This is a genomic window from Paenibacillus mesophilus, assembly GCF_005938385.1.
Lineage (GTDB): Bacteria > Bacillota > Bacilli > Paenibacillales > NBRC-103111 > Paenibacillus_AB > Paenibacillus_AB mesophilus.
The window spans coordinates 603,493-627,100 of record NZ_VCRA01000001.1; the positions used below are offsets into that span (position 1 = coordinate 603,493).

At 59.8% G+C, this 23,608-nt stretch carries 17 protein-coding genes and 1 pseudogene; 5 read left to right on the plus strand and 13 right to left on the minus strand.

The window, feature by feature from the left end; all coding sequences use genetic code 11:
- From rfbD to FE783_RS02425, 8 genes are read right to left on the minus strand one after another with little or no spacing between them, the layout of a single operon-like run.
- Positions 1-885, minus strand: a complete 885-nt coding sequence (gene rfbD / locus FE783_RS02390) for a dTDP-4-dehydrorhamnose reductase (protein ID WP_138877696.1) — start codon at positions 883-885, stop codon at positions 1-3.
- Positions 882-1,925: an NAD-dependent epimerase/dehydratase family protein gene (locus FE783_RS02395; RefSeq protein ID WP_138877697.1), complete on the minus strand. Its 1,044-nt coding sequence runs from the start codon at positions 1,923-1,925 to the stop codon at positions 882-884. The genes rfbD and FE783_RS02395 overlap by 4 nt, the downstream gene beginning before the upstream one ends.
- Entirely contained in the window at positions 1,925-2,488 is a 564-nt protein-coding gene (rfbC, locus tag FE783_RS02400; RefSeq protein WP_138877698.1) for a dTDP-4-dehydrorhamnose 3,5-epimerase, read from the minus strand. The genes FE783_RS02395 and rfbC overlap by 1 nt, the downstream gene beginning before the upstream one ends.
- A gap of 17 nt (positions 2,489-2,505) precedes the next feature.
- Entirely contained in the window at positions 2,506-3,723 is a 1,218-nt protein-coding gene (gene lhgO / locus FE783_RS02405; RefSeq protein WP_138877699.1) for an L-2-hydroxyglutarate oxidase, read from the minus strand.
- Complete coding sequence (locus tag FE783_RS02410; protein WP_138877700.1) at positions 3,720-4,448, minus strand: sugar phosphate nucleotidyltransferase; 729 nt, start codon at positions 4,446-4,448, stop codon at positions 3,720-3,722. The genes lhgO and FE783_RS02410 overlap by 4 nt, the downstream gene beginning before the upstream one ends.
- 30 nt (positions 4,449-4,478) lie before the next feature.
- Positions 4,479-5,216: a glycosyltransferase family 2 protein gene (locus tag FE783_RS02415; RefSeq protein WP_138877701.1), complete on the minus strand. Its 738-nt coding sequence runs from the start codon at positions 5,214-5,216 to the stop codon at positions 4,479-4,481.
- Positions 5,213-6,346, minus strand: a complete 1,134-nt coding sequence (locus tag FE783_RS02420) for a glycosyltransferase (protein WP_138877702.1) — start codon at positions 6,344-6,346, stop codon at positions 5,213-5,215. The genes FE783_RS02415 and FE783_RS02420 overlap by 4 nt, the downstream gene beginning before the upstream one ends.
- Positions 6,347-6,350: 4 nt before the next feature.
- Complete coding sequence (locus tag FE783_RS02425) at positions 6,351-7,193, minus strand: glycosyltransferase family 2 protein (RefSeq protein ID WP_138877703.1); 843 nt, start codon at positions 7,191-7,193, stop codon at positions 6,351-6,353.
- A 444-nt stretch (positions 7,194-7,637) separates the two neighbouring features.
- Between FE783_RS02425 and FE783_RS02430 the strand changes: the two genes are divergently transcribed.
- Both FE783_RS02430 and FE783_RS02435 read left to right on the plus strand, forming a co-directional pair.
- A complete protein-coding gene (locus FE783_RS02430) occupies positions 7,638-8,285 on the plus strand; it encodes a helix-turn-helix domain-containing protein (protein WP_138877704.1) in 648 nt (215 codons plus the stop codon).
- 68 nt (positions 8,286-8,353) lie between these two features.
- Positions 8,354-9,229 (plus strand): metallophosphoesterase family protein, encoded by an 876-nt coding sequence (locus tag FE783_RS02435; protein ID WP_158301582.1) that lies wholly within the window; start codon positions 8,354-8,356, stop codon positions 9,227-9,229.
- A 44-nt stretch (positions 9,230-9,273) separates the two neighbouring features.
- Here FE783_RS02435 and FE783_RS02440 read toward each other — a convergent pair.
- Positions 9,274-9,522, minus strand: a pseudogene (locus tag FE783_RS02440) (ATP-dependent Clp protease proteolytic subunit); the annotation flags it as partial.
- Positions 9,523-9,590: 68 nt separating this feature from the next.
- A complete protein-coding gene (locus FE783_RS02445) occupies positions 9,591-17,138 on the minus strand; it encodes a WIAG-tail domain (RefSeq protein ID WP_138877707.1) in 7,548 nt (2,515 codons plus the stop codon).
- 205 nt (positions 17,139-17,343) lie between these two features.
- Here FE783_RS02445 and FE783_RS02450 point away from each other — a divergent pair, with 205 nt between their 5' ends.
- A complete protein-coding gene (locus tag FE783_RS02450) occupies positions 17,344-17,754 on the plus strand; it encodes a hypothetical protein (RefSeq protein WP_138877708.1) in 411 nt (136 codons plus the stop codon).
- 135 nt (positions 17,755-17,889) lie between these two features.
- Positions 17,890-18,945, plus strand: a complete 1,056-nt coding sequence (locus tag FE783_RS02455; RefSeq protein ID WP_138877709.1) for a CotH kinase family protein — start codon at positions 17,890-17,892, stop codon at positions 18,943-18,945.
- Between the two features lie 70 nt (positions 18,946-19,015).
- Here the strand turns inward: FE783_RS02455 and FE783_RS02460 are convergent, their stop codons facing one another.
- Complete coding sequence (locus tag FE783_RS02460; protein WP_238402826.1) at positions 19,016-20,182, minus strand: glycosyltransferase family 4 protein; 1,167 nt, start codon at positions 20,180-20,182, stop codon at positions 19,016-19,018.
- A gap of 42 nt (positions 20,183-20,224) precedes the next feature.
- Entirely contained in the window at positions 20,225-20,563 is a 339-nt protein-coding gene (locus FE783_RS02465; RefSeq protein ID WP_138877710.1) for a L,D-transpeptidase, read from the minus strand.
- Between the two features lie 530 nt (positions 20,564-21,093).
- On the opposite strand from FE783_RS02465, the gene FE783_RS02470 reads away from it, so the two are divergent.
- Positions 21,094-22,164, plus strand: coding sequence for a YheC/YheD family endospore coat-associated protein (locus FE783_RS02470; RefSeq protein ID WP_138877711.1), 1,071 nt, complete (start codon positions 21,094-21,096; stop codon positions 22,162-22,164).
- 64 nt (positions 22,165-22,228) lie between these two features.
- Here the strand turns inward: FE783_RS02470 and aroA are convergent, their stop codons facing one another.
- Positions 22,229-23,608 (minus strand): 3-phosphoshikimate 1-carboxyvinyltransferase, encoded by a 1,380-nt coding sequence (gene aroA, locus FE783_RS02475; protein WP_202916112.1) that lies wholly within the window; start codon positions 23,606-23,608, stop codon positions 22,229-22,231.

Genomic DNA, 23,608 nt, shown 5'->3' on the forward strand with positions numbered 1-23,608 from the left:
TCACCCCCTCCGTTGTCCGCCGCCGTCTCCCAGCCGGAAATAGTCGCCGAGCGATTCGCTCCAATGCGGCATCGGGCGAATGTGATTCAGCTTCCCGTTATCCAATACGCTGTATGCCGGTCTTCTTGCCTTCGTCGGGAATTCGGCGCTCGTCACCGGACGCAAGTCGGCCTCGATCCCGCGCTGGCGGAATATTTCAGCGGCGAAGTCGTGCCAGCTGCACTCCCCTTCCCCGGAGCAGTGATAAATCCCGTACTCGTCCACGCCTTCCAGGATGAAGGCTTTGATCGTCTTGGCGATTTCGAGCGTATGCGTAGGCGACATGATCTGGTCGCCGACGACGCGAAGCGGGGCGCCGCCGGCCGCCAGGCGGAGCATCGTTTCCACGAAATTGCCGCCTTTACCGCTTGCCCCCGCCGTCCCGAACAGCGAAGATACGCGAAAGATGAAATGCTTGTCGTGATGCGCCGCGACGAAATGCTCCCCCGCCGCCTTCGATACGCCATACGCGTTCAACGGGGACGTCGCGTCCTCCTCCTTATACGGGGTCCGTTTCCGTCCGTCGAACACGTAATCGGTCGTAATATGGATCAGGAGAGCCCCGTTACCGGCGCATGCTTTGGCCATTTCTCTCGGCGCCAGAGCGTTGACCGCGAACGCCTTGCCCGCATAATCCTCGCATTCGTCCGTTTTATGATAAGAGGTGCAGTTGATCAGCACGTCGAAATGTCCCGCTTCCCGCAGCACGCCGCTTATTTCCTCCGTCCGCTCCACGTCCATGTCTTTGCGGTACAGCGGAACAAGGTGTGCCGGCGCGTCATCGAATACGCGCCGGATATCCGTGCCGAGCTGTCCGTTCGCACCAAGCAGAACGACCCGTTTCATCGGCCGTCGTCTCCCCGGATGTCTAACATGCCTCCGTACATTTCCGTCTGCCGGATGATCCGGTGCCACTTCGCCAGCTCCTTGTACCAGCCGAGCGTGACGGTTTGCTCGAATTCCGGCACGCGCCCCGCCTCCAGCGCGTGGTAGATTTCCATCGCGCCTTCCGCCGCGGTCCAGCTCGCCTTCCAATTCAGCGCCCGCTCGATTTTGTCGAAGCTGACCCGGTACGAGCGGTGATCCGGCTCGCCGTACCATTCGATGTCCACCGGCTTCGGCAGCACGCCCGCGATCGTTTCGCCGAGAGGACCGAGCTGATAATTGTTGGCGTTCGAGCCGATATTGAAGATGTGCCCGTTCACGCTCATCGGATCCGCATCCAGCAGCAGGCACATGACGTCGGTCGTATCCTGCACGTGGACGAAAGGCCGCCATTGCGTGCCGTCCTTCATGAGCGGGATTACCCCGTTCTTCCACCCTCCCAGCGTCATGCCGTTGATCGCCAGGTCAAAGCGCATCCGCGGCGAGAAGCCGTACACGGTCGCCTGCCTCATGACCACGACCGTAAACCGGTAGTCCGCCAAGGGAAGGACGCTCTCCTCGGCTTTCTCGTTCGCCTTGGCGTAGGACGACAGCGGATTGGTCGGCGACTGCTCGTCGACGATGACGCCCTCCTCCTGAAACCCGTAAATGCTGCACGAGGACGGCAAAATATACGTTTTCACGCCGAGCCTCTTGGCCATGTGCGCCGTTCTCGCCCTCGAGATATGATTGATCTGGTACGTCGCCTCGCGGAACAGCTCGCCGCTCGGATCGTTCGATATCGCCACAAGGTCGATAACGGCCTCCACCTCGGCGAAATGCTCCTCGCGGATACGCCGGCTGTCTTCGCGTATCGTAACGAGGTTCGGGTGCGGCTCCAGCTTGTCGGTCCCGAAAAAATACCGGTCGAGCGCCTTCACCCGGTACCCTTTGGCCAGCAGCTTCGGAACGAGCACCGATCCGATATAGCCTCCGGCCCCTGTAACAAGTACGGTGCGCATCAGAGTCCCTCCCCGTATACAAAATCGATTTCCGCTTCCGCGAGCGTCGGCTGGCTTCCGTCCTTGGCCGATAAGATCGGAGCCGAGACCGGCCAGTCGATGCCGAGCCCGGGATCGTTCCATACGATGCCCCGGTCGTGCTCGGGGGAATAATATTCGTCCACTTTATACAAAAGCTGGGTGTTCGGCACGAGCGTGCAAATGCCGTGGGCGAACCCTTTCGGCACGACGATTTGCCGCTTGTTGTCCTCGCTCAGCAGAACGCCGATCCATTGACCGAACGTCGGCGAGCCTTTGCGGATATCGACGACGACATCGTAGACGGCTCCCGCCAAGACGCGGACGAGCTTCGTTTGCGCTTTCGCGGACAACTGGTAATGCAGCCCGCGGATGACGCCGGCCTGCGCGGATAACGACTGATTGTCTTGGACGAAATCATAAGTCAGGCCGATCTGCTCGAGCTTGCTGCGGGTATAGCTTTCCATAAAAAAACCGCGGTGGTCGCCATGGACGACCGGCTCCAGGAGGAACACCCCGGGCAGTTTCGTTTCGATTCGTTTCATGATCGGTCAAAACTCCTTTACGGTTTACGAGCTGGCGCCGCTCTTCGGGCGGCGATCGTGTCGACGACGTGCCGCGCGAACGGAATGGAGCACGTAAATGCGGGAGATACCGCATTCAGCACATGCATCGAACGATCGTCCCCCTCCACGACGAAATCTTGCACGAGCGCAAGCGTCTTCGTATCCAGCAGCTGGGCGCGGATGCCCGGCCGCATGAACGATCCGAAGCCGTTCGGATCCACGTTGTCCGCAAGTTTCATCGACAGCCGGACGAAATGCGGCTTGACATATTTCCTCAGCTCCTGCAGCGCGAGACGGCGAAAATGGAACGAATCGGTGACGAACAGCTTCGCCTCGTAATACAAAATTTGCAAAAATTCGCCGAGCTTGAAACGGGAGAAGCCGCGGTACTGCTCCCGCCAGAAAGCGGGTATCGCCGTCGGTCCGATCTTGATGCCGCCGTCCACCGTCTTCGTGTAATGAACGCCGAGAAACGGATTGGCGAGATTCGGTACGGGATAAATGTTCGTGCGGATATCGGTTTTGTTTTTCGCATATTTCACGTACATGCCCTTGAACGGAATAATGGTGTACCGTTTCCCGAATCCGTAATCTCGGGCGATCCGGTCTGCGTACAATCCGGCTGCGTTCACCACGTAACCGGCTTCGATCGGTCCCCCACCGGTATGAATGCCTTCCTCCCACCGGCCTTCGTATTTCGAGTCGAAGCGGAAGTCGATGCCCTGCTCCACCGCTTCCCGCTTCATCGACATGCATACTTGGACCGGATCGACGGTAACGGTCGAGGGAGAGAACAGCGCTTTGCGGAACGTGCGCGCATTCGGGTCGATCGTCCGGATCTCCTCTTCGCTCATCCATTGCAGCTCGACCCCGTTCGCGTCGCCGCGGCGCTTCAACTCCTCCAGCCCTTTCAGCTCCTCCTCGTCGCTCGCCACGACCAGCTTGCCGCACCGGTTGACCGCGAGACCCCGGCTTGCACAATAGTCCTGCATCGCCCGGTTGCCGTCCCGGCAAAATCTGGCCTTCAGGCTGTCCGCCGTATAATAGAAGCCGGCATGGAGGACGCCGCTGTTCCGGCCGCTCGCGTGATAGCCGACGTCCGATTCCTTCTCCGTGACGGCGACCGCGGCGTCCGGAAACCGGCGCTTCAGCTCGAGCGCTATAGTCAGTCCGATAATGCCCGCGCCGATGACGACATAATCGTACCGTTTCATCGTTCGCCTCCGTCTGCGTTTGACAACCTCTCCCCGGCTTCCCGAAGCGATTCGAACGTCCCCGCATCCGTCCACCAGCCGGTCAGCAGCCCGTACTGCAGCCCGCCGTTCATCGCGTACACGTTGTTGACGTCGGTTATTTCCAATTCCCCCCGCTGTGAAGGGCGGATTTTCCGGATGACGTCGAATACGGCGGAGTCGTACATGTAGACGCCCGTCACGCAATAGTCGGATTTCGGGGTCGAAGGCTTCTCCTCGATAAAGATGATATGGTCCTGCAGAAATACCGGCACGCCGTACCGGTTCAGATCGTCAACCTCCTTCAGCATGACCATCGCCCCTTGCTCCTGCCGCTTGAACCGTTCCGCGAAAGGCTTCAGGTCGTCCTCGAACAAATTGTCGCCGAGCAGGACAACCATCTTCTCGCCGGCGCCGATAAAGCCTTCGGCCAAGGAGAGACCTTGCGCGATCCCTCCCGCTTCCTCCTGGATCCGGTACGTCAGCCGGACGCCCCACAGTTTGCCGCTGCCCAAATAATCGAGGAACAGGCCGGCGGACTGCTTGCCGAGCACGATCATAATGTCTTCTATGCCGGCCTGCGCCAGCTTGCGGACCGCATGATGGATCATCGGGTATTTACCCGTAGGCAGCAAATGCTTGTTGACCACCTTCGTCAAGGGGGCCAGACGCGTCCCGGTGCCTCCCGCCAATATAACGCCCTTCACAAGTCCTCCATCCCTTCTGCACGTTTCTGGTTATATGAACGACTTAGGATCGATCCCCCATTTATCGACAAATTTGTGGTAATTCGTCTCCACAAGCCGGTCCATCCGCTCCTGCCCCTGCTTGCGGAAGCTCGCGCTGCCGTGGTGGTGAACGACCGTATCTCCGGCGATCAGAAGACGATACCCGGCGAGCCGGGCTCTGTAGCAATAATCGTCGTCCTCGTAATGGCCGGGCGAGAACCGTTCGTCCAGCAGACCGATCTGATCCATCAATTCCCGCTTGAACAGGAAGCATAGCCCGACGAGACGTCTGACTTCCTCCCATTTGCCCGGGTCCGGCACGTTCAACGTTTCCGTTTGCCGGTGGAACTCCTCCATACTGCCGTAGGACAGCTCCATCTGCTGTCTGCCGCTCGCATAGTTCGTACGCGGACCGACGATTCCGACCTTGGCGTCGCTATACAGGCAGCCGAGCATATTCGCGAGCCAGCCGCGCGACACGACGACGTCGTTGTTCAGCAGCAGCAGCTCGCTGCCGCTGGCCGCTTTCAGCCCCAGGTTGCAAGCTTCCGGAAACCCTCTGTTCTGCGGCAAGGAAACGAGTGTGACCGGCTTCTTCAAGCAATACTCCACCGTTCCGTCCGTCGAGCCGTTATCGACGACTACGATTTCATACGGACTGTCGGTATACGTCTCGATCGCATGCAAGCATTCGCGAAGCAGGATCAGCTCGTTGTAAGTCGGGATGACGATGCTCGTTACGTTCATGACGTAGCCCTCCCGAGCACATTGCGGTTCCGGATATGGTCCGCCGACGCAAGCCTGGCCCCGTCGGTCCTCATCAGCAGCTCGAGGGCTTCCAGGTGGTCCCCGATAATCAGATGGGATACCGGATTGTCGCGGCCGGAGTTTTTATCGCGCACCCTGTTCTTCGAAATGACGTCGACGCTCATCGCGGTCTCGACCCGCAGCCCGCCCCGCACGGCCAGCGCCTGCGCCTTCGGCGGCACCATCAAGCTGGCGCAGCCGATCGTGTCGATCGCTTTGCGCGACAACGCGTGCGGCACTGCCGTGAGCGAGTTCGCACGCAGGTCCTCTCTCCCGAGCGAACGGTTGAGCATTTCTTTCACGATCGTGACGGGGTCGCGGCCGGCGAAGACGTCGATATAAGGCGTAATGTCGTTCAACACCACATCGGCTCCCCGCTCCACGGCGTGGATGTAAGGAACAAGATGTTCGGCAAAGATCGGGAAATCCCCGTCCAGGAAAAGCACGATATCCGAACGGATCAGCTTCGCTCCGATCGCGCGCCCCACATCGTGGCCGAGCGGACGCATATAGTGCACGACGATGCCGCCGCTCAAGTTTCTTGCGCTCCAAAACGTATGGTCCGCCGAGCCGTTCACGACGACGACCGTTTCATCCAGCGGCAGCCGTCCCAGCTGCTCCAAGACGCCGGGTATCGCCTTCTCCTCGTTCATGGCGGTGATGACCGCGCCGATCGTCTTCCCGGTTTGCACAAGCACCGGGTTGTTCAGCCGAACCCCCGACTCGTGCTGGAAGCCGTCGGCGAATTTCCCGGCGATCTCGTGGTAGGCGCTCCACGACAGTCCGGAAGCGTTGTTCGCCGCCCCCCATTCGTTCCAGCACCGATTCATCCGTTTGAGCGGGCCGGCGTTCCCCCCGTCGCCGGGATGAAGCGCCGCCTCGCGCCCCGCTTCGAACGCCCGCTGCGCCATTCCGGCGTTCGCCGGGGAACGGGGCACGGGTTTGAACGAGGCCGCCCTTCGGCGAGCCGTACGCCTGCCTCTCACCGAGCCGGCCAAGCGAAAACGCCTCAGTCGTTTCGTGCGCAATCGTCCCGTTTTCCGGTTATGACGTTTTCGTATACGACTCATGAAATCACCTCACGACCTCCCTGGCCCGGGTCAAGTCGGGCTTATTTCCCCTTTCGTTGGTCGCCCGGATAAACCAATCGATAGCCTCCAAATGATCGCCGACGATCAAACCTTCGAGCGGATCGTCTCCTTGCTTTCTTCTCCGCCTCGGATTCGTTTTGCCCACTTCGATATAGTGAACGGCCCGGACATCGAGTCCTCTGCATATGCCGATCGCTTGGGCTTTCGGCGGGATCGCGAGTTGCTCCCACCCGATCGCCTCCAGCGCCTTGCGGCTTATCGCATGCGGAATGGTCGTCATCGACGCCCCCTTTAATTCCGGACGGGACAGAGCGATATTCAAAGCGTGCTTGGCGAGTACGACGCCATGGACGTTCATTTTGTCGGTCGGTCCCAAATAGCTGTTCAGCGCGATGTCGACCCCGTTCTCCACCGCTTTCACAAGCGGCATCAAATCTTTGGCGGGAATGACGATATCGCCGTCCGTAAACAGGATGATTCTCCCCTTCGCCTCCCTCGCTCCGATGCTGCGTCCGACGTCATGGCCGAGCGGCTCGGGGTAGTGCAGCACTTTCGCGCCGAGCGACTCGGCCGTCTGCGCGGTGCCGTCCGTCGAGCCGTTTGCGACGACGATGACTTCCGTATCCCGGTGAAGGGCGAACGCTTGCCGGATGATGCGGGCGATCGTCTTCCGTTCGTTGACGACCGGGATGACGACGGAAACGACAGGCGTCGCGGACGGAGGAGCTTTCGGGAGGACGGCGGATGGAGAAGCTTTCCGGGCCGCTCCGACGCGCGTCCTTCGCCGCGGAGGCGCCCTTCTTTTTCCCGAGCGAGACTTCAACATCATTCACCTCCGGTTTCGCTTGAAGCGGGATGCAACTTGCGGGAAGCTTCCGCCTTCGTCCCCTTCCGCGCAAGCCGCCGGAATAGGTATTCGTTGGAAGCTATCTTACGAGTCATTTTATGAAAATCCGCATTCGACGGAAGGGCATCTGTCGATTGTCCGAGAAAAAGGGCTCCGCGCTTCCCCAAAAAGAGAGTCGGCGCGAACCGCAACGCGGCAGCTTGCAAGATCGTCGGACAGCTGTGGCTCCACATGCACTTGCCGAAGCGATACGGCCGGCCAACTAGTCGAATGTGTTGATAGCCTGCTTCTTTCCTTAAAGATGGATACGGGCTTTTTGTCGTGGAATAGCATTACCGAAAGCGCAACCAATACTTGCTTTATTTTCCATTACCAGACTGATAAGATGGTCTTAATAATCTCGATTATGGGGGTGATAAACCTATGGAAATGAAACAGTTCGGCGCTTCCTTATCCAAGCTTCGCAAACAGCATGGCTTTAGCCAATCCCGGTTAGCCGACTTGCTGAATGTGACGCGTCAGGCGGTTTCCAGATGGGAAACCGGAGAATCTTTCCCGGATATAACGCAGCTTCCGCTACTTGCAAAATGTTTTCAAGTAACTGTAGATCAACTGTTGGTGGGTCAAAATATCCTGAAGGAAGGTGATTCCGGCAGGAATTCGCTGCCACAAGACGATAGGTTGAAACAGCCGATCAGCACGGATGCTTCAACAACGCCAAGCTGTTTGTTTGCGCCGTTCGAGGCTTTCGGCATCGATATCGGTCCTCTCGTGAAGCTTGCCGATTACATGCAGACCGCGCAGCTGCAAAACCGGGATTGGATGGATACCCCGCCGCTTCTGCTGGATAAAATCGCGCTTGAGCGGATCGCTCCTTTTCTGGATCACGATTCGATGGACACCATTTTTGCCAAAATTATCGACGGCGAGCTGGACCGCGAGTTGCTGGCTCCGATGCTCCCTTATATGGATGGGGGCTATCATACGCTAATTTGTGCGGCCGTGCTGGAAGGTCAGCTCGATGCCGACATCATGACCGTTTTATATGACATGAACAATAAGGTGGACTAAGTTATCGGCCAACGGAACCGGCTCAGGCAGCGCTTGCTTAAACCGTTTTTCATAGGAGGAGATGCATATTGAAGATCGCATTTGTCGGAGATTTGCACGGTAGAGTGCTCCACAGTCTGGCTATTATGTCCAAATGGCAAATTCAGCATAAACAAAAGCTCGACTGGATTATTCAAGTCGGAGATTTCGGCGCCTACCCGCATCCGAATGACCAATTGAAACAAAAAAGGCGCATCGATCTGGACCCGTCCCAATTTGATTTCAGCCGGTATTTGCGTGCCGAAGGCAAGCTGGCGGATCAGCTTCAATATATCCGCACCCATTTCGCAAGACCGGTATATTTCATTCGCGGCAATCACGAGGATTTCGAATGGCTTGCGGAGATCAGCTCGAGATCAAGCCATCCTACGGAGAGCATCGATCCGTTCGGCTTGTTCGCTTATGTGAAAGACGGCACGGTGATCAAAACCGACGGTCCGACCATAGCGTTTCTCGGCGGAGTCGATAACAAAATAGCCGACAGCCGCTCGATCGATGAAGAGGCTTATCGGAAGCTGACGAGCTATCCGCGCGGGGAAATCAATATTTTGGTGACGCACGACGCTCCCTATGGAGCGATAATCAATGAGGATGGCGAGCTCCGAGGGTCGCAGATGCTGCTTGAGCTAATCGAGACCATCCAGCCGAAATATATGATTGGCGGGCATTTCCACCATATGAACGGCCCCAAAACGTTCGGCGCTACAACCTACCTGGGACTCAATCTTATTATTTATCATAAAGCTGACGAAACGGGGACCGTGAAGCCGGGAAGCTTCGCCTTGCTGGATACCGACAACGGGGAGCTAAGCTTTATAACCGACGAATGGTTGTCGACCTTCCACAAGGGAATGGATTTCGTCCAATATTGCGAGGAGTTGCAAAATACTGGCACGGGATGCTGATGCTTCCTGTGTCGGTTTTTCGTTGTGCTTGCACGGATGGACGATCAGCCTTTGCCCGCGCCGCCGATTCGGAACGGTTCTGCGGTCATGACCGCATCTATCAAGCCGTAATCCACCGCTTCCACAGCGGACATGAAGCAATCGCGATCGGTATCCCGCTCGATCGTTTCGATTGGCTGGCCGTTTTGCCTAGCCAGAAGCCTATTGAGCCGCTCCCGCAATTTCAAAATGCGGATGGCGCAGATCGCAATATCCGCCGCTTGTCCGCGGGCGCCGCCCAGCGCCTGATGAAGCTAGTGTCCGGACACAAAAGAACCCCCGGATCCTATTGATCCGGGGGTTTGCGGTTATACGCTATGCGCTACGCTTTCGCGCCGATGGCGATCCAATTGACCGTGCCGGACGGCTCCGGCGTAAACTTCGTGCGCACGATTTCGATGACGGCGCTCCGTTCGTTTTGGGCTCTCAGCACCGGGTAGCACGCCGTATGGTTCGTCATCGCGACAAGGACGTAGCCCGGATTCGCGAAAGGCTCCTCGAACGTGATCTCGATGCCGACCGTCTCCGCGTGTACGGCGAACTGGAACGCGACCGACCCGAACTGCTGCAGTACGGCCGGCGCCGCTGCGGTCGCCTGCACCGGAACGAAGCCCAGCTTGCCGGATGTGATCGAGCCGTCGGCCACATGCTCGCCGCGAACCGCTTCGGGCGCCAGCTTGGCGGCGGTGACCGCTTCATCGGCCAGCTTCGGCCCGGTTACCGCTCCATCCGCCAACTCCCCGCCGGAAGCCGGCGCGCTGCCGGACGATGGAACCGGGGCGCCTCCGTCAATCGGAAGCACGAAGCCTTTCAGATGATGCGGCTGGATCGATCCCGGTTCGATATGGTGGCCTTGGATCGTACCGGGGCGGATATGGATGCCTTCTACGCTGTCCGAGGCAAGGATCGCCCCCGTTACCGATCTGGAAGCCATTTTCTCCGATGTAACCGATCTGCCCGCCAGCTTCTCGCTCGTGACGCTTTCGTCGGTCAGCTGCTTTGTCGTGACGCTGCCCGCCGCAAGCTGCTCCGACGTAACGGTCCCGGTCTGCAGCTTGTTTCCGGAGATGCTGTCGTCCGGCAAGCGGTCGGCGATCCAATCGATGCTGCTCAAGTGCTCTTCCCCGATCGCGCCAATTCCGATGTGGCAGCCTTGGATCGTTTCCGGGCTTATATGGGCTCCCTCTATCGTCTCTGCGGCAATCGCCGGCCCCGTTACGGCTCCTGCAGCCAGCTTATCGGCGGTTACGGATTCGCTTGCCAGCTTATCGACCGTGACGCTACCGGCCGTCAGCTGCTCTGTCGTGACGCTGTCCGCCGCGAGCTGCTCCGTCGTTACGGTTCCGGTCTGCAGCTTACTTCCGGAGATGCTGTCGTCCGGCAGACGATGGGCGATCCAATCGATACCGCTCAAGTGCTCTTCTCCGATCGCGCCTCTGCCGACGTGGTGGCCTTGGATCGTTTCCGCGCCGATGTGGTACCCTTGGATGCTCTCGGCTGCGACGGCCGTTCCCGTTACGGCTCCGTTCGCCAGCTTCTCCGCGGTTACGGACTCGTTCGCCAGCTTATCGACCGTGACGCTGCCTGCCGTCAGCTGCTCTGCCGTAACACTTCCCGCAGCGAGCTGCTCCGACGTAACGGTTCCGGTCTGCAGCTTGCTTCCGGAGATGCTGTCGTCCGGCAGGCGGTCGGCGATCCAATCGACGCTGCTCAAATGCTCTTCTCCGATCGCGCCATGACCGATGTGGCAGCCTTGGATCGTTTCCGCACCGATATGGTACCCTTGGATGCTCTCGGCCGCGACGGCTGTTCCCGTTACGGCTCCGTTCGCCAGCTTCTCCGCGGTTACGGACTCGTTCGCGAGCTTCTCGTTCGTGACGCTTCCGCTCGTCAACTGCTCCGCTGTGACGCTGCCCGCAGCGAGCTGCTCCGATGTTACGGTCCCGGTCTGCAGCTTGCTTCCGGAGATACTATCATCGGTCAAACGATCGGCGATCCAATCGACGCTGCTCAAATGCTCTTCTCCGATTACGCCGGCTCCGATATGGTAGCCTTGAATCGTTTCCCGGCCTATATGGGCTCCTTCGATCGTCTCAGCGGCAATCGCCAGCCCTGTTACGGCTCCTGCAGCCAGCTTATCGGCGGTTACGGATTCGCTTGCCAGCTTCTCGCCCGTGACGCTTCCGGCCGTCAGCTGCTCTGCCGTGACGCTGCCCTCGGCGAGCTGCTCCGACGTTACGGTCCCGGTCTGCAGCTTGCTTCCGGAGATACTGTCATCGGGCAAACGATCGGCGATCCAATCGACGCTGCTCAAATGCTCTTCTCCGATCGCGCCGGCTCCGATGTGGTAGCCTTCGATCGTTTCCGGGCCTATATGGATTCCCTCCACGCTCTCCGGGGCGATCGCCCGCCTCGTTACGGCACCTTCGGCCAGCTTCACGGCGGTTACGGACTCGTTCGCCAGCTTGACACCCGTGACCGACGCGTCCGCCAGCTTCTCCGACGTAACGCCGCCGGCTGCAAGCTGCTCCGACGTTACCGTCCCGGTCTGCAGCTTGCTTCCGGAGATACTGTCATCGGGCAAACGATCGGCGATCCAGTCGATGTCGCTCAAGTGCTCTTCTCCGATCGCGCCGGCTCCGATGTGGTAGCCTTCGATCGTTTCCGGGCCTATATGAACTCCCTGTACGCTCTCCGCGGCGATCGCCCGGCCCGTTACGGCGCCGCCCGCAAGCTTATCGCCCGTTACGGACTCGCTTGCCAGCTTATCTCCCGTGACCGACGCGTCCGCCAGCTTCTCCGCCGTAACGCTGCCGTCGGCCAGCTTATCGGACGTGACCGCGCGAGCCGCGAGCTTCTCGTTCAAGACGCTGCCGGAAGACAGTTGGTCCGCCGTGACGCTTTCGTGCGACAGCTGCGAAGTCGTAACCGAGCCTCCTTGCAGCTTGGAGCCGGCAATACTGCCGTCGGCCAGCCGGTACGCGATCCATTCCACGTCATTCAGGTGCTCTTCCCCGATCGCGCCCTTTCCGATATGGAAGCCTTGAATCGTTTCCGGGCGAATATGGCGGCTCTCCAAGCTGTCCGCAGCGACCGCGGCCCCCGTTACGGCGCCGTTCGCCAGCTTCTCCGCGGTTACGGCCCCATCGGCCAGCTTCCCCGACGTGATGCCGCCGGCGAGCTTCTCCGGCGTCACCGCGCCGGCCGCGAGCTTAGCGCCCGTTACCGCTTCGTCCTGCAGCATTCCCGTCGATACGGCCCGCTCTTGGATGTGCTTCTCCGCAACCGACCGGTTAGTCAAATGCCTCGATTCGACCGATTCGTCCGTCAAATGCTCCTGATGCACCGACGAAACCGCCAGCTTCTCCCCCGTCACGGCTCCATCGACCAGCTTGTCGGCGTCGACGGAATCGGCCGCCAGCTTATCGCCGGTGACGCTGCCGGCGCTATAGTGCTCGGTCCGGATCGCGCCCTGCCCCAAATGGTAGCCTTTGACCGCTCCGGCCTGCAGATGGTAGCCCCGCAGCGATTCCGCTTTAACGTGCTCGGTTCCTACACTTTCCGCCGCCAGCTTATCGGTTGTTACCGAATGGGCCGCCAGCTTGCTTTCCGTGACCGCCCCGGCCTGCAGCTTAGCCGACGAGACCGCTTGATCCGTCAAGTGCTGCTCGGTTATCGCGAGCGGAGCCACATGGTTCGAATGAATCGATTCGTCGGCCAAATGCTCGGCTTTCACCGCGTACGCGCCGATTTTATTCGCCGTGACGGCTCCTTCCGCCAAATGCTCCTTCCCGACCGCGAGCGCGCCGATTTTGTCGCCGGTCACCGACGACGGGGCGATATGGTCCGTGCCGACCGCGCCGTATGCCAGCTTCTCTTCCGTAACGGCGCCGTTTTGAAGCGCCTCTGTCGTTACGGCGCCTTCTTGCAGATGTTCGGCGCCGACCGAAGCTTCCGCCAGCTGCTCGGCTCCGACGCTGCCCTCGGTCAAATGACGGGTCGCAACCGCTCCTTCCGCCAGCTTCAAGGACGTGACCGATTCGTTCGCCAGCTTCTCTGTCGTCACGCCGCCGTTCGCCAGCTTCTCGGCCGTCACCGCTCCCTCCGTCAGCTTCTCGCCGGAGACGCTCGCGGCGGCAAGGTGCTCTGCCGTGACGCTGTCCGCAGCGAGCTGCTTCGACGTGACCGATCGGCGCTGCAGCTTCGTGCCGGCGATACTTCCGTCGTCCAGCCGGCCGGCGATCCATTCGACGTTGTTGATATGCTCGCCTTGAATCGCGCCTTTTCCGATATGGTAGCTTTGAATCGTTTCTCGCCGAATATGGCGGCTCTCGATGCTATCCGCAGCCAGCAAGGCACCGGTTAAGGAACCGGGTACCAGCTTCTCGGCCGTAACGGCCCCGTTTGCGAGCTTATCTTCGGTTACGCTGCCGTCGGCCAGCTTCTCTTCGGTCACCGATTCCGAAGCGAGCTTCTCGGAGGTGACGGCTTCGGCGGCCAGCTTGCTGCCCGTTACCGCCTCGTCCTGCAGCATCGTCGTGGCGATGGCGCCGTCTTGAATGTGCTCTTCGGCGATCGATTGGTCGGCCAGATGGCGGGATTCGACCGATTCGTTCGACAGGTGCTCTTTGCCTACCGATGCGATCGACAATTTGTCGCCCGTTACGGCTCCGTCCATCAGCTGCTCGGTGCCGACCGTGCCTTCCGCCAGCTTGTCGCCGGTGATGCTGCCGTCACCGTAATGCTCGGTGCGGAGGGCGTCTTGCTCCAGATGGTGGCCTTTGACCGCCCCGGTCTGCAGATGGTAGCCCCGAATCGATTCGGCCATCACGTGCTCGCCCCGGACGCTTTCCGCCGCCAGCTTCTCGGCCGTTACCGAGTCGGCCGCCAGCTTGCTTTCCGTTACGGCGCCGGCTTGCAGCTTGGCGGCCGATACGGCCTGATCCTTCAAGTGCTGCTCGGCGACCGTCAGAGGAGCCACATGCCCGGATTGGACCGAAGCATCGGACAAATGCTCGGCTTTCACCGCGCCGAATCCGATTTTATCCGCCGTCACGGCACCCGATGCCAAATGCTCCTTCCCGACGGAGGACGGCTTGATTTTGTCGCCGTCCACGCTTTCCCGGGTCAAATGTCCGTTCGAGACGGAGCCCGCCTCCAGATGGTTCGACCGGATCGTGCCCGACTTCAGATGATAGCCCTGGATCGTTTCGTGCTGGATGTGTATGCCTGCTACCGATTCAAGCGCCAGCTTGTCGCCGGTTACCGACGCCGGAGCGATTCGATCCGTGCTTACCGCTCCGTTCGCGAGCTTCTCCTCCGTAACCGCGCTTTCTTGCAGCGCATCGGTCGATACCGCCTGTTCGCGCAAATGCTCGGGTCCGACCGAATATCCGGCCAACTGCGCCGAGCCGATGCTGTTATCCGCCAGATGGCGTGTCATGACCGAGCCTTCCGTCAAATGCGCCGGACCTATGCTGCCTTCCGTCAGATGCCGGGAAACGATCGCCCCGTCCGCCAAATGTTTGCCGGCTACGCTTCCATTGGCCAAATGATACGCCCCGACCGCTCCGGCGGCCAAGTGATGCTCGCCGATGGCACTACCCGCCACATGCAGCCCCGTTACCGCACCTGGAATAATATGGGCCGATCCGACGCTGCCATCCGCGAGCGAAGCCGACGACACCGCGCCGGGCTGAATATGCCGCGTTTCGACCGAGCCGGCTGCAAGCCGCCTGCCGTCGACGCTGCCCGCCGCGAGCTTCCCGGTCGTCACCGCCCCGTCGGCCAGCTTCGCTTCCGTAACGGAACCGTCGCTGATCGTCTTCGCGACAACGGCATTTTCGCGCAGCTGCTCGGTGCCTACCGACTCCTCGGCCAAATGCTCGCTTTGGACCGCTCCGGCTGCCAAATGCTCCGAAATGATCGAGCCCGCCGCCAAATGCGCGGTCCGCACGGCGCCCGCCGCCAGCTTCGACGACGTGACGCCCGCATCCGCCAGCTTCGACGACGTCACGGCCAAATCCGTCAGCTTATCGGTCGATACCGCCTCGGGGGCCATTTTGGAAGTCGTAATCGCATGATCGACAACATGGTGCGTATAGACCGTTCCTTGCACCAGATGGTTGCGCGTAATCGAGCCGAGCGCGATTTTGTTCCATGTAATCGAATAATCCTGCACCGATTCGGTGGCGACCGCATTTTTGCGCAGATGCTCGGTGCCGATCGCCCCCGGGCTCACGTGCCGGGATTCGATGGCGCCATCGGCCAGCAGCTCCGAGGTGACCGCTCCGTCGGCCAAATGCTCGGCGTTCACCGTGCCGGCTGCAAGCTTAGTCGACGTCACCGCCCCGTCGGCCAGCTTCGCTTCCGTCACGGCGCCGTCCATCAGCTTCGAGGTTACCACACTGCGCGGCGCCAGCTCGTTTTCGCCGACCGACTCCGTCTCAATTTCGGAGGTGCTGACCGCGCCCGGCGCCAGATGCCGCCTTTCTACCGCCCGATCGGCGATTTTTCGGGCCGTCACCGCCGCGTCCGCCAGCTTTGGCGTCGTGACCGCGCTGTTCGCCAGCTTCGCTTCCGTAGCGGCTCCGTCCTGCAGTTGCTCGGCGTTTACCGATTTGGGAGCCAGCTTTGGCGTCGTGACCGCGGCGACTGCCAGATGGATATCCCGTACGGACGCTGACGCCAGATGCGACGATTGGACCGACTGCGGGAGCAGCTGCTGCGATCCTACGGATTCGGAGGCCAGCTTCTCGGCGGTTACCGCCTGAGACGCCAGATGAGCGGTTTCGATCGCTTCCGCGGACAGATGTTCCGTGCGGACGCTGTTTGCCGATAAATGTTCCGCGGCCACCGTCCCAGCCGCTAAATGCTCCCCCATAACCGCAGCTTTCTGCAAGTGGACGGAGCCTATGCTCGCTTCGGCGAGCTTCTCCGCCGTCACGCTTCCCTCCCGCAGCTTCTCGGTCAGTACGGCGCCGTCGGCGATTTTGGCCGAGTTGACCGCGCCGTTCGCCAAATTGATCGACAGGATCGCTCCGCTCTTGATTTTCTCGCTGACGATCGCCTGATCCTGAATGAGATCGGTCGATATGCTCTGGGGGTGCAGATGCTTGGCGACAATCGAGCCTTCGGCGATTTTCATCGAATCGATCGTCTTATCGGCCAGCTTCTCCGACGTGATGCTGTTGTCGATCAGCTTGTCACCGCCGATCGACTTCGCCTTCAGCTTCTTGCCGGAAATCGTCCCTTGGACGATATGTTTATCCTCGATCGATGCCGGGGCGATTTTGCCCGAGGTGACGCTGCCTTCCGCCAGCTTCGCGTTGTCGACCGCGTAGTCGGCGAGCGAATCGCGGCCGATCGAGCCGGGTTTGATTTTCGTGCCGTCTATCGCGCGATTGGCGATTTTCTCGTTCGTCACGGCCTCGTCGACGATGTCGTCCGTATACACGACCGCCACATTCTCGTGCTGCGCCCGCTCGAACAGCAGCAGGACGGGGGAAATGTCCGACGGCTCCGCGAACACTTCGACTTGCTCGACGGGAGCGGTGCGCGAGCTTTGACTTGGCGACGGCTCCAATTGCTCGAGCTCTTCCTCGTACGCCTCCTCGGCCGCCGGGGGCGCCTCCGGTACAAGAACGGAAGCGACGGCAGCCTGCTCCTCCGGCGGTTCCCCGCCCGCCGATTTCTTGGCGGCCGGCTCGCTTTCGTTTTTGACCGTCTCCGGGACATTCGGTTTTCTACGCGGCGTTTTCGTTCCCTTATCGTCGTCCAGCCAGTTCAGCTCATTCGTGTTCGCGTTGTAGATTCTTTGACCGGATTGTTTACCGCGTCTCGAACCTTCGCTTGATCTGTTCTTTTTCATCCGGGTCACCTTTCTTCTCAGGGGTAGTCATCTGTAACATATGCGTTCACCCAGATAGAGGTCACAAATGCCCGGAGAAATTGACAGGGCCCATACCTTTCCGCCATTGCACCATTTTTGTCCCGTACCTGCATATGACCAGAACCAAAACGCCCGGACGAGTCATAAACTGTACCATTGGCAAAGGAAAGGAGGAGTTCCATCTATGCCTACGATCAAAAACGTACCCAATCGGATGTATGAAATGTGGCTTGCGGACCGCAGCCCGGGTTTCTTCCCAGGCGGTCACAGCACGGCCGGCAGCCTCACCGGCGGTCACCGTACGAAGGGTCATCATTCCACCGGCGGCCATCGTACGAACGCCCGTCCTACCGGCGGACATCAGACCCCCGGCAGCTTGACCGGGGGCGCCAACCGCCATGCAGGCAGCCTTACGGGAGGATTCCCGAATCGGAATATTACGGGGGGCATCCCGAACCGGAATATTACGAGCGGCAAACCGAACCGGAATATTACAAGCGGCAAACGCACAAAAGGCGCACACAAAAGCAAACACCGCCCGATCAAGCGGCGGAAAAAGTGCGGATGCGCGTGCCGCTGCGGCCGCCGCAAATAGATTTTCATTCCGATTGGCGGACTCCGACCGGGCGCCTGCCGTCGCGCCCGCCCCATCCTGCGCATATCGTATCCACGACAGCCTATCCGATACGGGTAGGCTGTTCTCCTGGCAGGAAAGGCGGAGACGAAGCATATGGCACTGGCCGAGTACAACATTCTCATCGGGACGAACGAGAAAAACACGATGAAAAAAAACATATGGAGCGGAACATTCGTGAAAGGTCACCTGGCCCACGAAGGAAAACTGGTTCCGATCCGCATCCGATATCGGGGAGGCCATACGCGGACCTATCCGAAGAAATCGTATGAAGTCCGCCTTGACGGTAAAACGTATCATTTCAACGCCGAGTATGACGATCCGTCGATGATCCGCAATGCGCTTTCTTTCCGGTTCTTCGTATCGATCGGCGTACCGAGCCCGTCTACCCGTCACTGCACGCTCAGGATCAACGGGCAGAGCGAAGGCGTTTATTTGTTGATCGAAGCCGTAAACCGGACCTTTTTCCGACGCAGAAACATTGCCGTATCCACCCTTGTGTATGCGGACAACGACAGCGCGAATTTCTCGCTTATCAGTCCCGAAACCGGCAGACGCAAAAAAACGCTGTTCGACGGATACACGCTCGTCATCGGCACCGCTGCCGGCCGTTCGAGAGTGCAGAGCTTTATCCGCAGCCTTCACCGGCTTAAAGGCACGCGGCTGCGCGCTTATTTGAACCGGAGGCTGGACATTGCGAATTATTTGCGTTGGCTCGCCGGCGCGGTGCTGACGAACAATTACGACGGGTTCGATCAAAACTACGCTTTGTATGAACATAAGACGTCGGGCAAATACAGAATCATTCCTTGGGATTACGAGGGCACCTGGGGCCGGAATTGCTACGGCAAGCCATGCGCGAGCGATCTGGTGCGAATTACGGGCTACAATGCGCTAACCGAAGCGCTGCTAGCCGACACGACGGTCCGGAAGCGGTATGCCGGTCTTCTTGCCGACATCGTGCAAACGAAATTTACCGAACAAAACATTATGCCGATTGTAAAAAGCATGCACGGCCAGATCGCCGACAGCATATACCGCGATCATACCCGGAACTGGCCCATTCGGGTCTTCGAAGGGGAGCCCGAGCTCATTCGGCGCTACATTCAAGAACGGCGCGAAATCGTACGGAAAGAACTGGCCCAATTATGACCATGTGCACGAAAAAGAAGCGGCTCTTTCTCCACGGTGGAGAGGAGCCGCTTCTTTGCCGTGCCGCCGTTTACCGGTTCGGCGTTCCGGTTTGCTTCAGGTTGTTGTACAGCTCGTGCAGCCGGTCCGCCGTATGCTGCCAAGTGAAGCTGTCCCGCACCCGCTCTATACCGTTCTCGCCCAAGCTTCTCGCGTACTCCGGATCGGCCAGTACCGAGCATACGTGCTGAACGAGCTCTTCGGCAAGTTTGTCCGGGGCGGCCAGCAGCCCGGAACGGCCATGCTCGATAATTTCCTTCATTCCGCCCGACGCGGCGGCGATTACCGGAACTCCCGACGCCATCGCTTCGACGTTGACGAGTCCGAACGCCTCCTGTTCGTTCGAGGGGACGACGACGGCATCGGCGAGACGGAACCATGCCGGAATATCGTTGTGCGATACGAAAGGCACGAAGCGGACGTGTTCCTTCACGACCTGCGCCATTCGCCGCAGCCGCCGTACGTAAGTGGTTTGCCGGTTCGAGCCGTAATAGGCCCCGCCGATCAGCAGCAGTACGGCATCCGGCTCCATCGCCGCAATGACGGGCATAACGGCGACGAGATGATGCACGCCTTTTATCGGGATGAACCGCCCTGCGTAAACGATAATTTTTTTGCCCGACAGCCCCAGCTTGCCGAGCTGCTCCGCCCGTTTGGCCTGCTCCGTTTCCGACCATCGGGACACGAAGCGGTCGGTATCGACTCCGAGATGGTTCACTACGACTTTCGGGGCGAGCGATTCGTCCTCGGAAACGACCCGCTCCTTCAAATAATGGCTGTTCACTACGATCGCATCGGCGGAGTGAAGACAATCGCGGAGAACGGGCGCGGAAATGTGCGGCTTGGATATGAATGAGGTCGAATGGAGCGACAGCACGACCCGCTTATCCGGATGCCGTTTCTTGACGAAACGGGCATAGCGGGGGCGATTCTCCACCTGAATGATGTCCGGCCCCTCTCTTCTCAGCACCCTTGACACTTGACCGATGTACGGCCTGGCGGGCGGGCGTATGAACCGGATGCCGCCGCGCTGCTCCCGGATCGGCAGCCGTTTCGTTTTTTTGCCGAGCACGAGGACATCGGCGTATCGTTTCAGTCGTTCCCCGACCTGCATGGCAACGAGCTCGACCGAGCTGCTTCTCCCCGAAGGAACGGCGAAGGTGCCGGGCGTAACGATCGCGACCCGTATACGGGACAAAGGCGTTCACCTCCTTTCGGTTTACGGCGCCGGCACTCCGGTCTACTGCCGGATCGTGACGGGCGTCCCGATCCGTACCCGGCGCTCCAGCTGCAGGACGTCCCGGTTATACATGCGGATGCATCCGTGCGATGAGAGCTTGCCGATGGAAGAAGGATCGTTCGTGCCGTGTATGCCGTAATGTTTCTTGGATAGCCCGATCCAATAAGCCCCGAACGGCCCTCCCGGATTGGGGGCTTTGTTGATCACTTTGAACTCCCCCTCGGGAGTGGCGGTCAGCATCTTGCCGATGCCGATGGGGTACGACTGGACGACGCGATCGTCCTCCAGCAGATGGAGCATGCGATCCGATAAATCGACGATGATGCGGGTTTGCGGCATCTTGCATCTCCTCCCGACCATACATCATATGCGGGCAAAGGGCGGGCTGACATCCGGCGGCGGCACGAATCGATAAGTTCCCCGCGATCCGCAGAAGTTGGCTGCCCGATTTCCCGAACAAGAATAAAACCGCCTGCGGCGCACAAGCCGGTCAAGCCGGCCCGTGCGGACCGATTCGCCATGCTATCGTGCTTCAGACGGTTTTGGACTCGGCCCTTCCTAGCAGCCTCGGAGCTTACTTCTCTTTCGAAGTGCCGGCTTGTGCGGTTTCCGAATCGCCTTTATTGCCCGGCTGCCTTCTTTTCCCGTTATTGTTCGCTTGGTTGCGGCCCACGTGACACCATCCTTTCCTTCCCGCTATAGACATGCCCTGTTAGTATATGGAAACGAAAGCCGATTATACGCCGCCGCGCTCGCGTCGAACCGCCCGCGCCGGCCTGTCCGGCATACGTACGCTTTCGCCTAACCGCACTCGTCCAGTCCGGGACTTGCACTCGCGCATACGGTATACGGGAGGTGAAGAAGCAGCCATGGACCAACGATTTATCGGCATTCTCGTGGGCGACTCCTGGTACCGGCGAATCCCGAACGGCCGTACGTACCACGAATCGCTGCCCTGTTATGAAAAAGCCGGGAAGCTTCACGGCGTCACCCCTTGCTATTTCCGGCTGAAGGACATTCATCCGGGGCAGCCGTTTATTACCGCGTACGTCAAGACGGAAGAAGGGTACAAACGATGCCGCATACCCGCTCCGGCGGTCATACACAACCGGACGCTGTATACGAGGAAACGGCCGAAGCTCGCGATCCGGCGTCTCGTGGAGGACGGGAAACGGATTTTCAACGAATGGAACCGGTACGGCAAAGGGTACATTCACCAGCTGCTCATGACGGAACCGACGCTCCGGCCTCATCTGCCCCATACCCGCGAGGCGACCCCTTCGGCTATCAAGGAAATGATGGCCTTATTTCCGAGGCTCATCCTGAAGCCGAACAGCAGCAGCATCGGCATGGGCATCATGAAGCTGGAACGGACGGAGCACGGGTGGCTGCTGCACGGAGCCGCCAAAGGAAGGGCGATCGCCTTCCGGGAAACATTGCCCGCCGTCATCCGCCGCAAGCTGAAATCACGGCCTTATCTCGTGCAGCAGCTGCTGCCGCTCGCCACCTATAACGGCAGGCCGTTCGATCTTCGGGTATCCGTCCAGCGCAACGAAACCGGGGATTGGCAAATAACCGGGATCGCCGCAAAGGTCGCCAAGCCGGGCGCATTCCGGACAAACGTAGCCCAGGGTGGCGTCGTATATACGCTCGATAAAGTGCTCGAAGCGTACCCGAATTTGCATAAGGAAGCGGTCCGGCACGGAATCAGCGATTTTTCGCTGCGGGTGGCGTACCACTTGAGCCGGTTTTTGCCGCAGCTAGCGGACATAGGACTTGATGTCGGCTTGACGGAGCACGGTTTTCCTATGTTTATCGAATGCAACGGACGCGATTTGCGTTACAGCTTCCAGCAAGGAAATATGCCGGATACATTTCAGCAAATTTATTCGAATCCGGTCGGCTTCGCCAAATATTTACTCGAATCGGGGGATCGTTGACGATATCGTCATAACCTGAAGGCCGCGGACACAGCGAATATACCGGTCGCCGCGGCCTTGCGGCTTATCCGTTCTCGGCTTCGCCTCTCCGCTTGAACCGCACCTGCAGGCCGAGCCGCTTCATTTCATCGAAAAACGCGGGACTTGTCTTCGATACGCAACCCGGGTCGCTAAGACGGATTCCCGGCACTCTCGCGCCGATCAGGGCCAGCGACATCGCAACCCGATGGTCGTCGTACGTATCCAGGACGGCTGCGCCTCCGTCCGGAACACCCGGATGCACGGTCAGCCCGTCCTCCCGCTCCTCCACGGCGATGCCGAGCCGGCGAAGCGATTCGCACATCACCGAGATCCGGTCGCTCTCGTGATGACGGATATGCGCCACGTCCGTTATCGCGATCGGTGCGTCGGCGAACGGCGCCATGGCCGCCAGCGTCATCGTCTGATCGGACATTTCTCTCATGCTCACGGCAAATCCCCCGCGCAATCGCCCGGGCCCCCGCACCTCGATTCCATCCGACCCTTTCCGTACGGCGCACCCCATCCGCTGCAAAAGATCCGTGAATCCGATATCCGGCTGCAGCGTATCCGGATTCAAATTCGCGATCCGGACGCTTCCTCCCGTGAGCGCCGCGTAGGCCATATAGTAGCAAGCCGTCGACGCGTCGGCTTCGATCGAGACCGTTTGCCCCGAGTACCGCTTGGGCTGCACCTCTATCCGTTCGAACCGTTCCCCATGGGTTACCTCGGCGCCGAACCGCCGCATCAGGTCGACGGTAATGCCGACATACGCATGCTGGACGATGCCTCCCGGCACGATAATCTCCGTCCGACCGGCGGCATAAGGACTCGCCAACATCACTCCGCTCACAAATTGGCTTGAGACCGCTCCCGATATTTCGACACGTCCGCCGCCGAGCCCGGCCGCCTCGACGATAATCGGCAGCCGGCCTGCCCGCTCCTCGTAACGGATGTTCCCTCCAAGGACGTTTATCGCACGAACCAACGGCTCGATCGGCCTGACGGTCAAGCTTGCGCTCCCCGCGAGACGCCACTCGCCCACCCCCGCCGCAAGCGCACCCGGCAAAAATCGCGCGATCGTTCCCGCCGCTCCCGCATAAAGCACGGCCTTCCGGTTCGGCCATACTCCCGAGGTCCCTTCGATCCGCACTTCTTCATCGGTTACTTCCATTTGAACGCCAAGCTTGCGGAGCGCATCGATGCACCAGTACGTGTCGTCGCTTCGCAGAATATTCCGGACGATCGAACGGCCCTCGGCCATGGCTGCCATGATCAGTACCCGGTTGGACATGCTTTTGCTGCCCGGAGCGGTGACGCTTACCGCTTCCGGAGGCCGCCGCGGCGGATCGAGCCGCGCCTCCTCGACGTCGTGCAGCGCCGACCACGGCGACCTTGCTTCGTAATCCGGTTCCTTTCTACTCAT

Coding starts and splice junctions, on each gene's coding strand:
- rfbD (WP_138877696.1), bottom strand. CDS start 885: ATGAAACGGGTCGTTCTGCTTGGTGCGAACGGACAGCTCGGCACGGAT.
- FE783_RS02395 (WP_138877697.1), bottom strand. CDS start 1,925: ATGCGCACCGTACTTGTTACAGGGGCCGGAGGCTATATCGGATCGGTG.
- rfbC (WP_138877698.1), bottom strand. CDS start 2,488: ATGAAACGAATCGAAACGAAACTGCCCGGGGTGTTCCTCCTGGAGCCG.
- lhgO (WP_138877699.1), bottom strand. CDS start 3,723: ATGAAACGGTACGATTATGTCGTCATCGGCGCGGGCATTATCGGACTG.
- FE783_RS02415 (WP_138877701.1), bottom strand. CDS start 5,216: ATGAACGTAACGAGCATCGTCATCCCGACTTACAACGAGCTGATCCTG.
- FE783_RS02420 (WP_138877702.1), bottom strand. CDS start 6,346: ATGAGTCGTATACGAAAACGTCATAACCGGAAAACGGGACGATTGCGC.
- FE783_RS02425 (WP_138877703.1), bottom strand. CDS start 7,193: ATGTTGAAGTCTCGCTCGGGAAAAAGAAGGGCGCCTCCGCGGCGAAGG.
- FE783_RS02430 (WP_138877704.1), top strand. CDS start 7,638: ATGGAAATGAAACAGTTCGGCGCTTCCTTATCCAAGCTTCGCAAACAG.
- FE783_RS02445 (WP_138877707.1), bottom strand. CDS start 17,138: ATGAAAAAGAACAGATCAAGCGAAGGTTCGAGACGCGGTAAACAATCC.
- FE783_RS02450 (WP_138877708.1), top strand. CDS start 17,344: ATGCCTACGATCAAAAACGTACCCAATCGGATGTATGAAATGTGGCTT.
- FE783_RS02455 (WP_138877709.1), top strand. CDS start 17,890: ATGGCACTGGCCGAGTACAACATTCTCATCGGGACGAACGAGAAAAAC.
- FE783_RS02465 (WP_138877710.1), bottom strand. CDS start 20,563: ATGCCGCAAACCCGCATCATCGTCGATTTATCGGATCGCATGCTCCAT.
- FE783_RS02470 (WP_138877711.1), top strand. CDS start 21,094: ATGGACCAACGATTTATCGGCATTCTCGTGGGCGACTCCTGGTACCGG.
- aroA (WP_202916112.1), bottom strand. CDS start 23,608: ATGAGTAGAAAGGAACCGGATTACGAAGCAAGGTCGCCGTGGTCGGCG.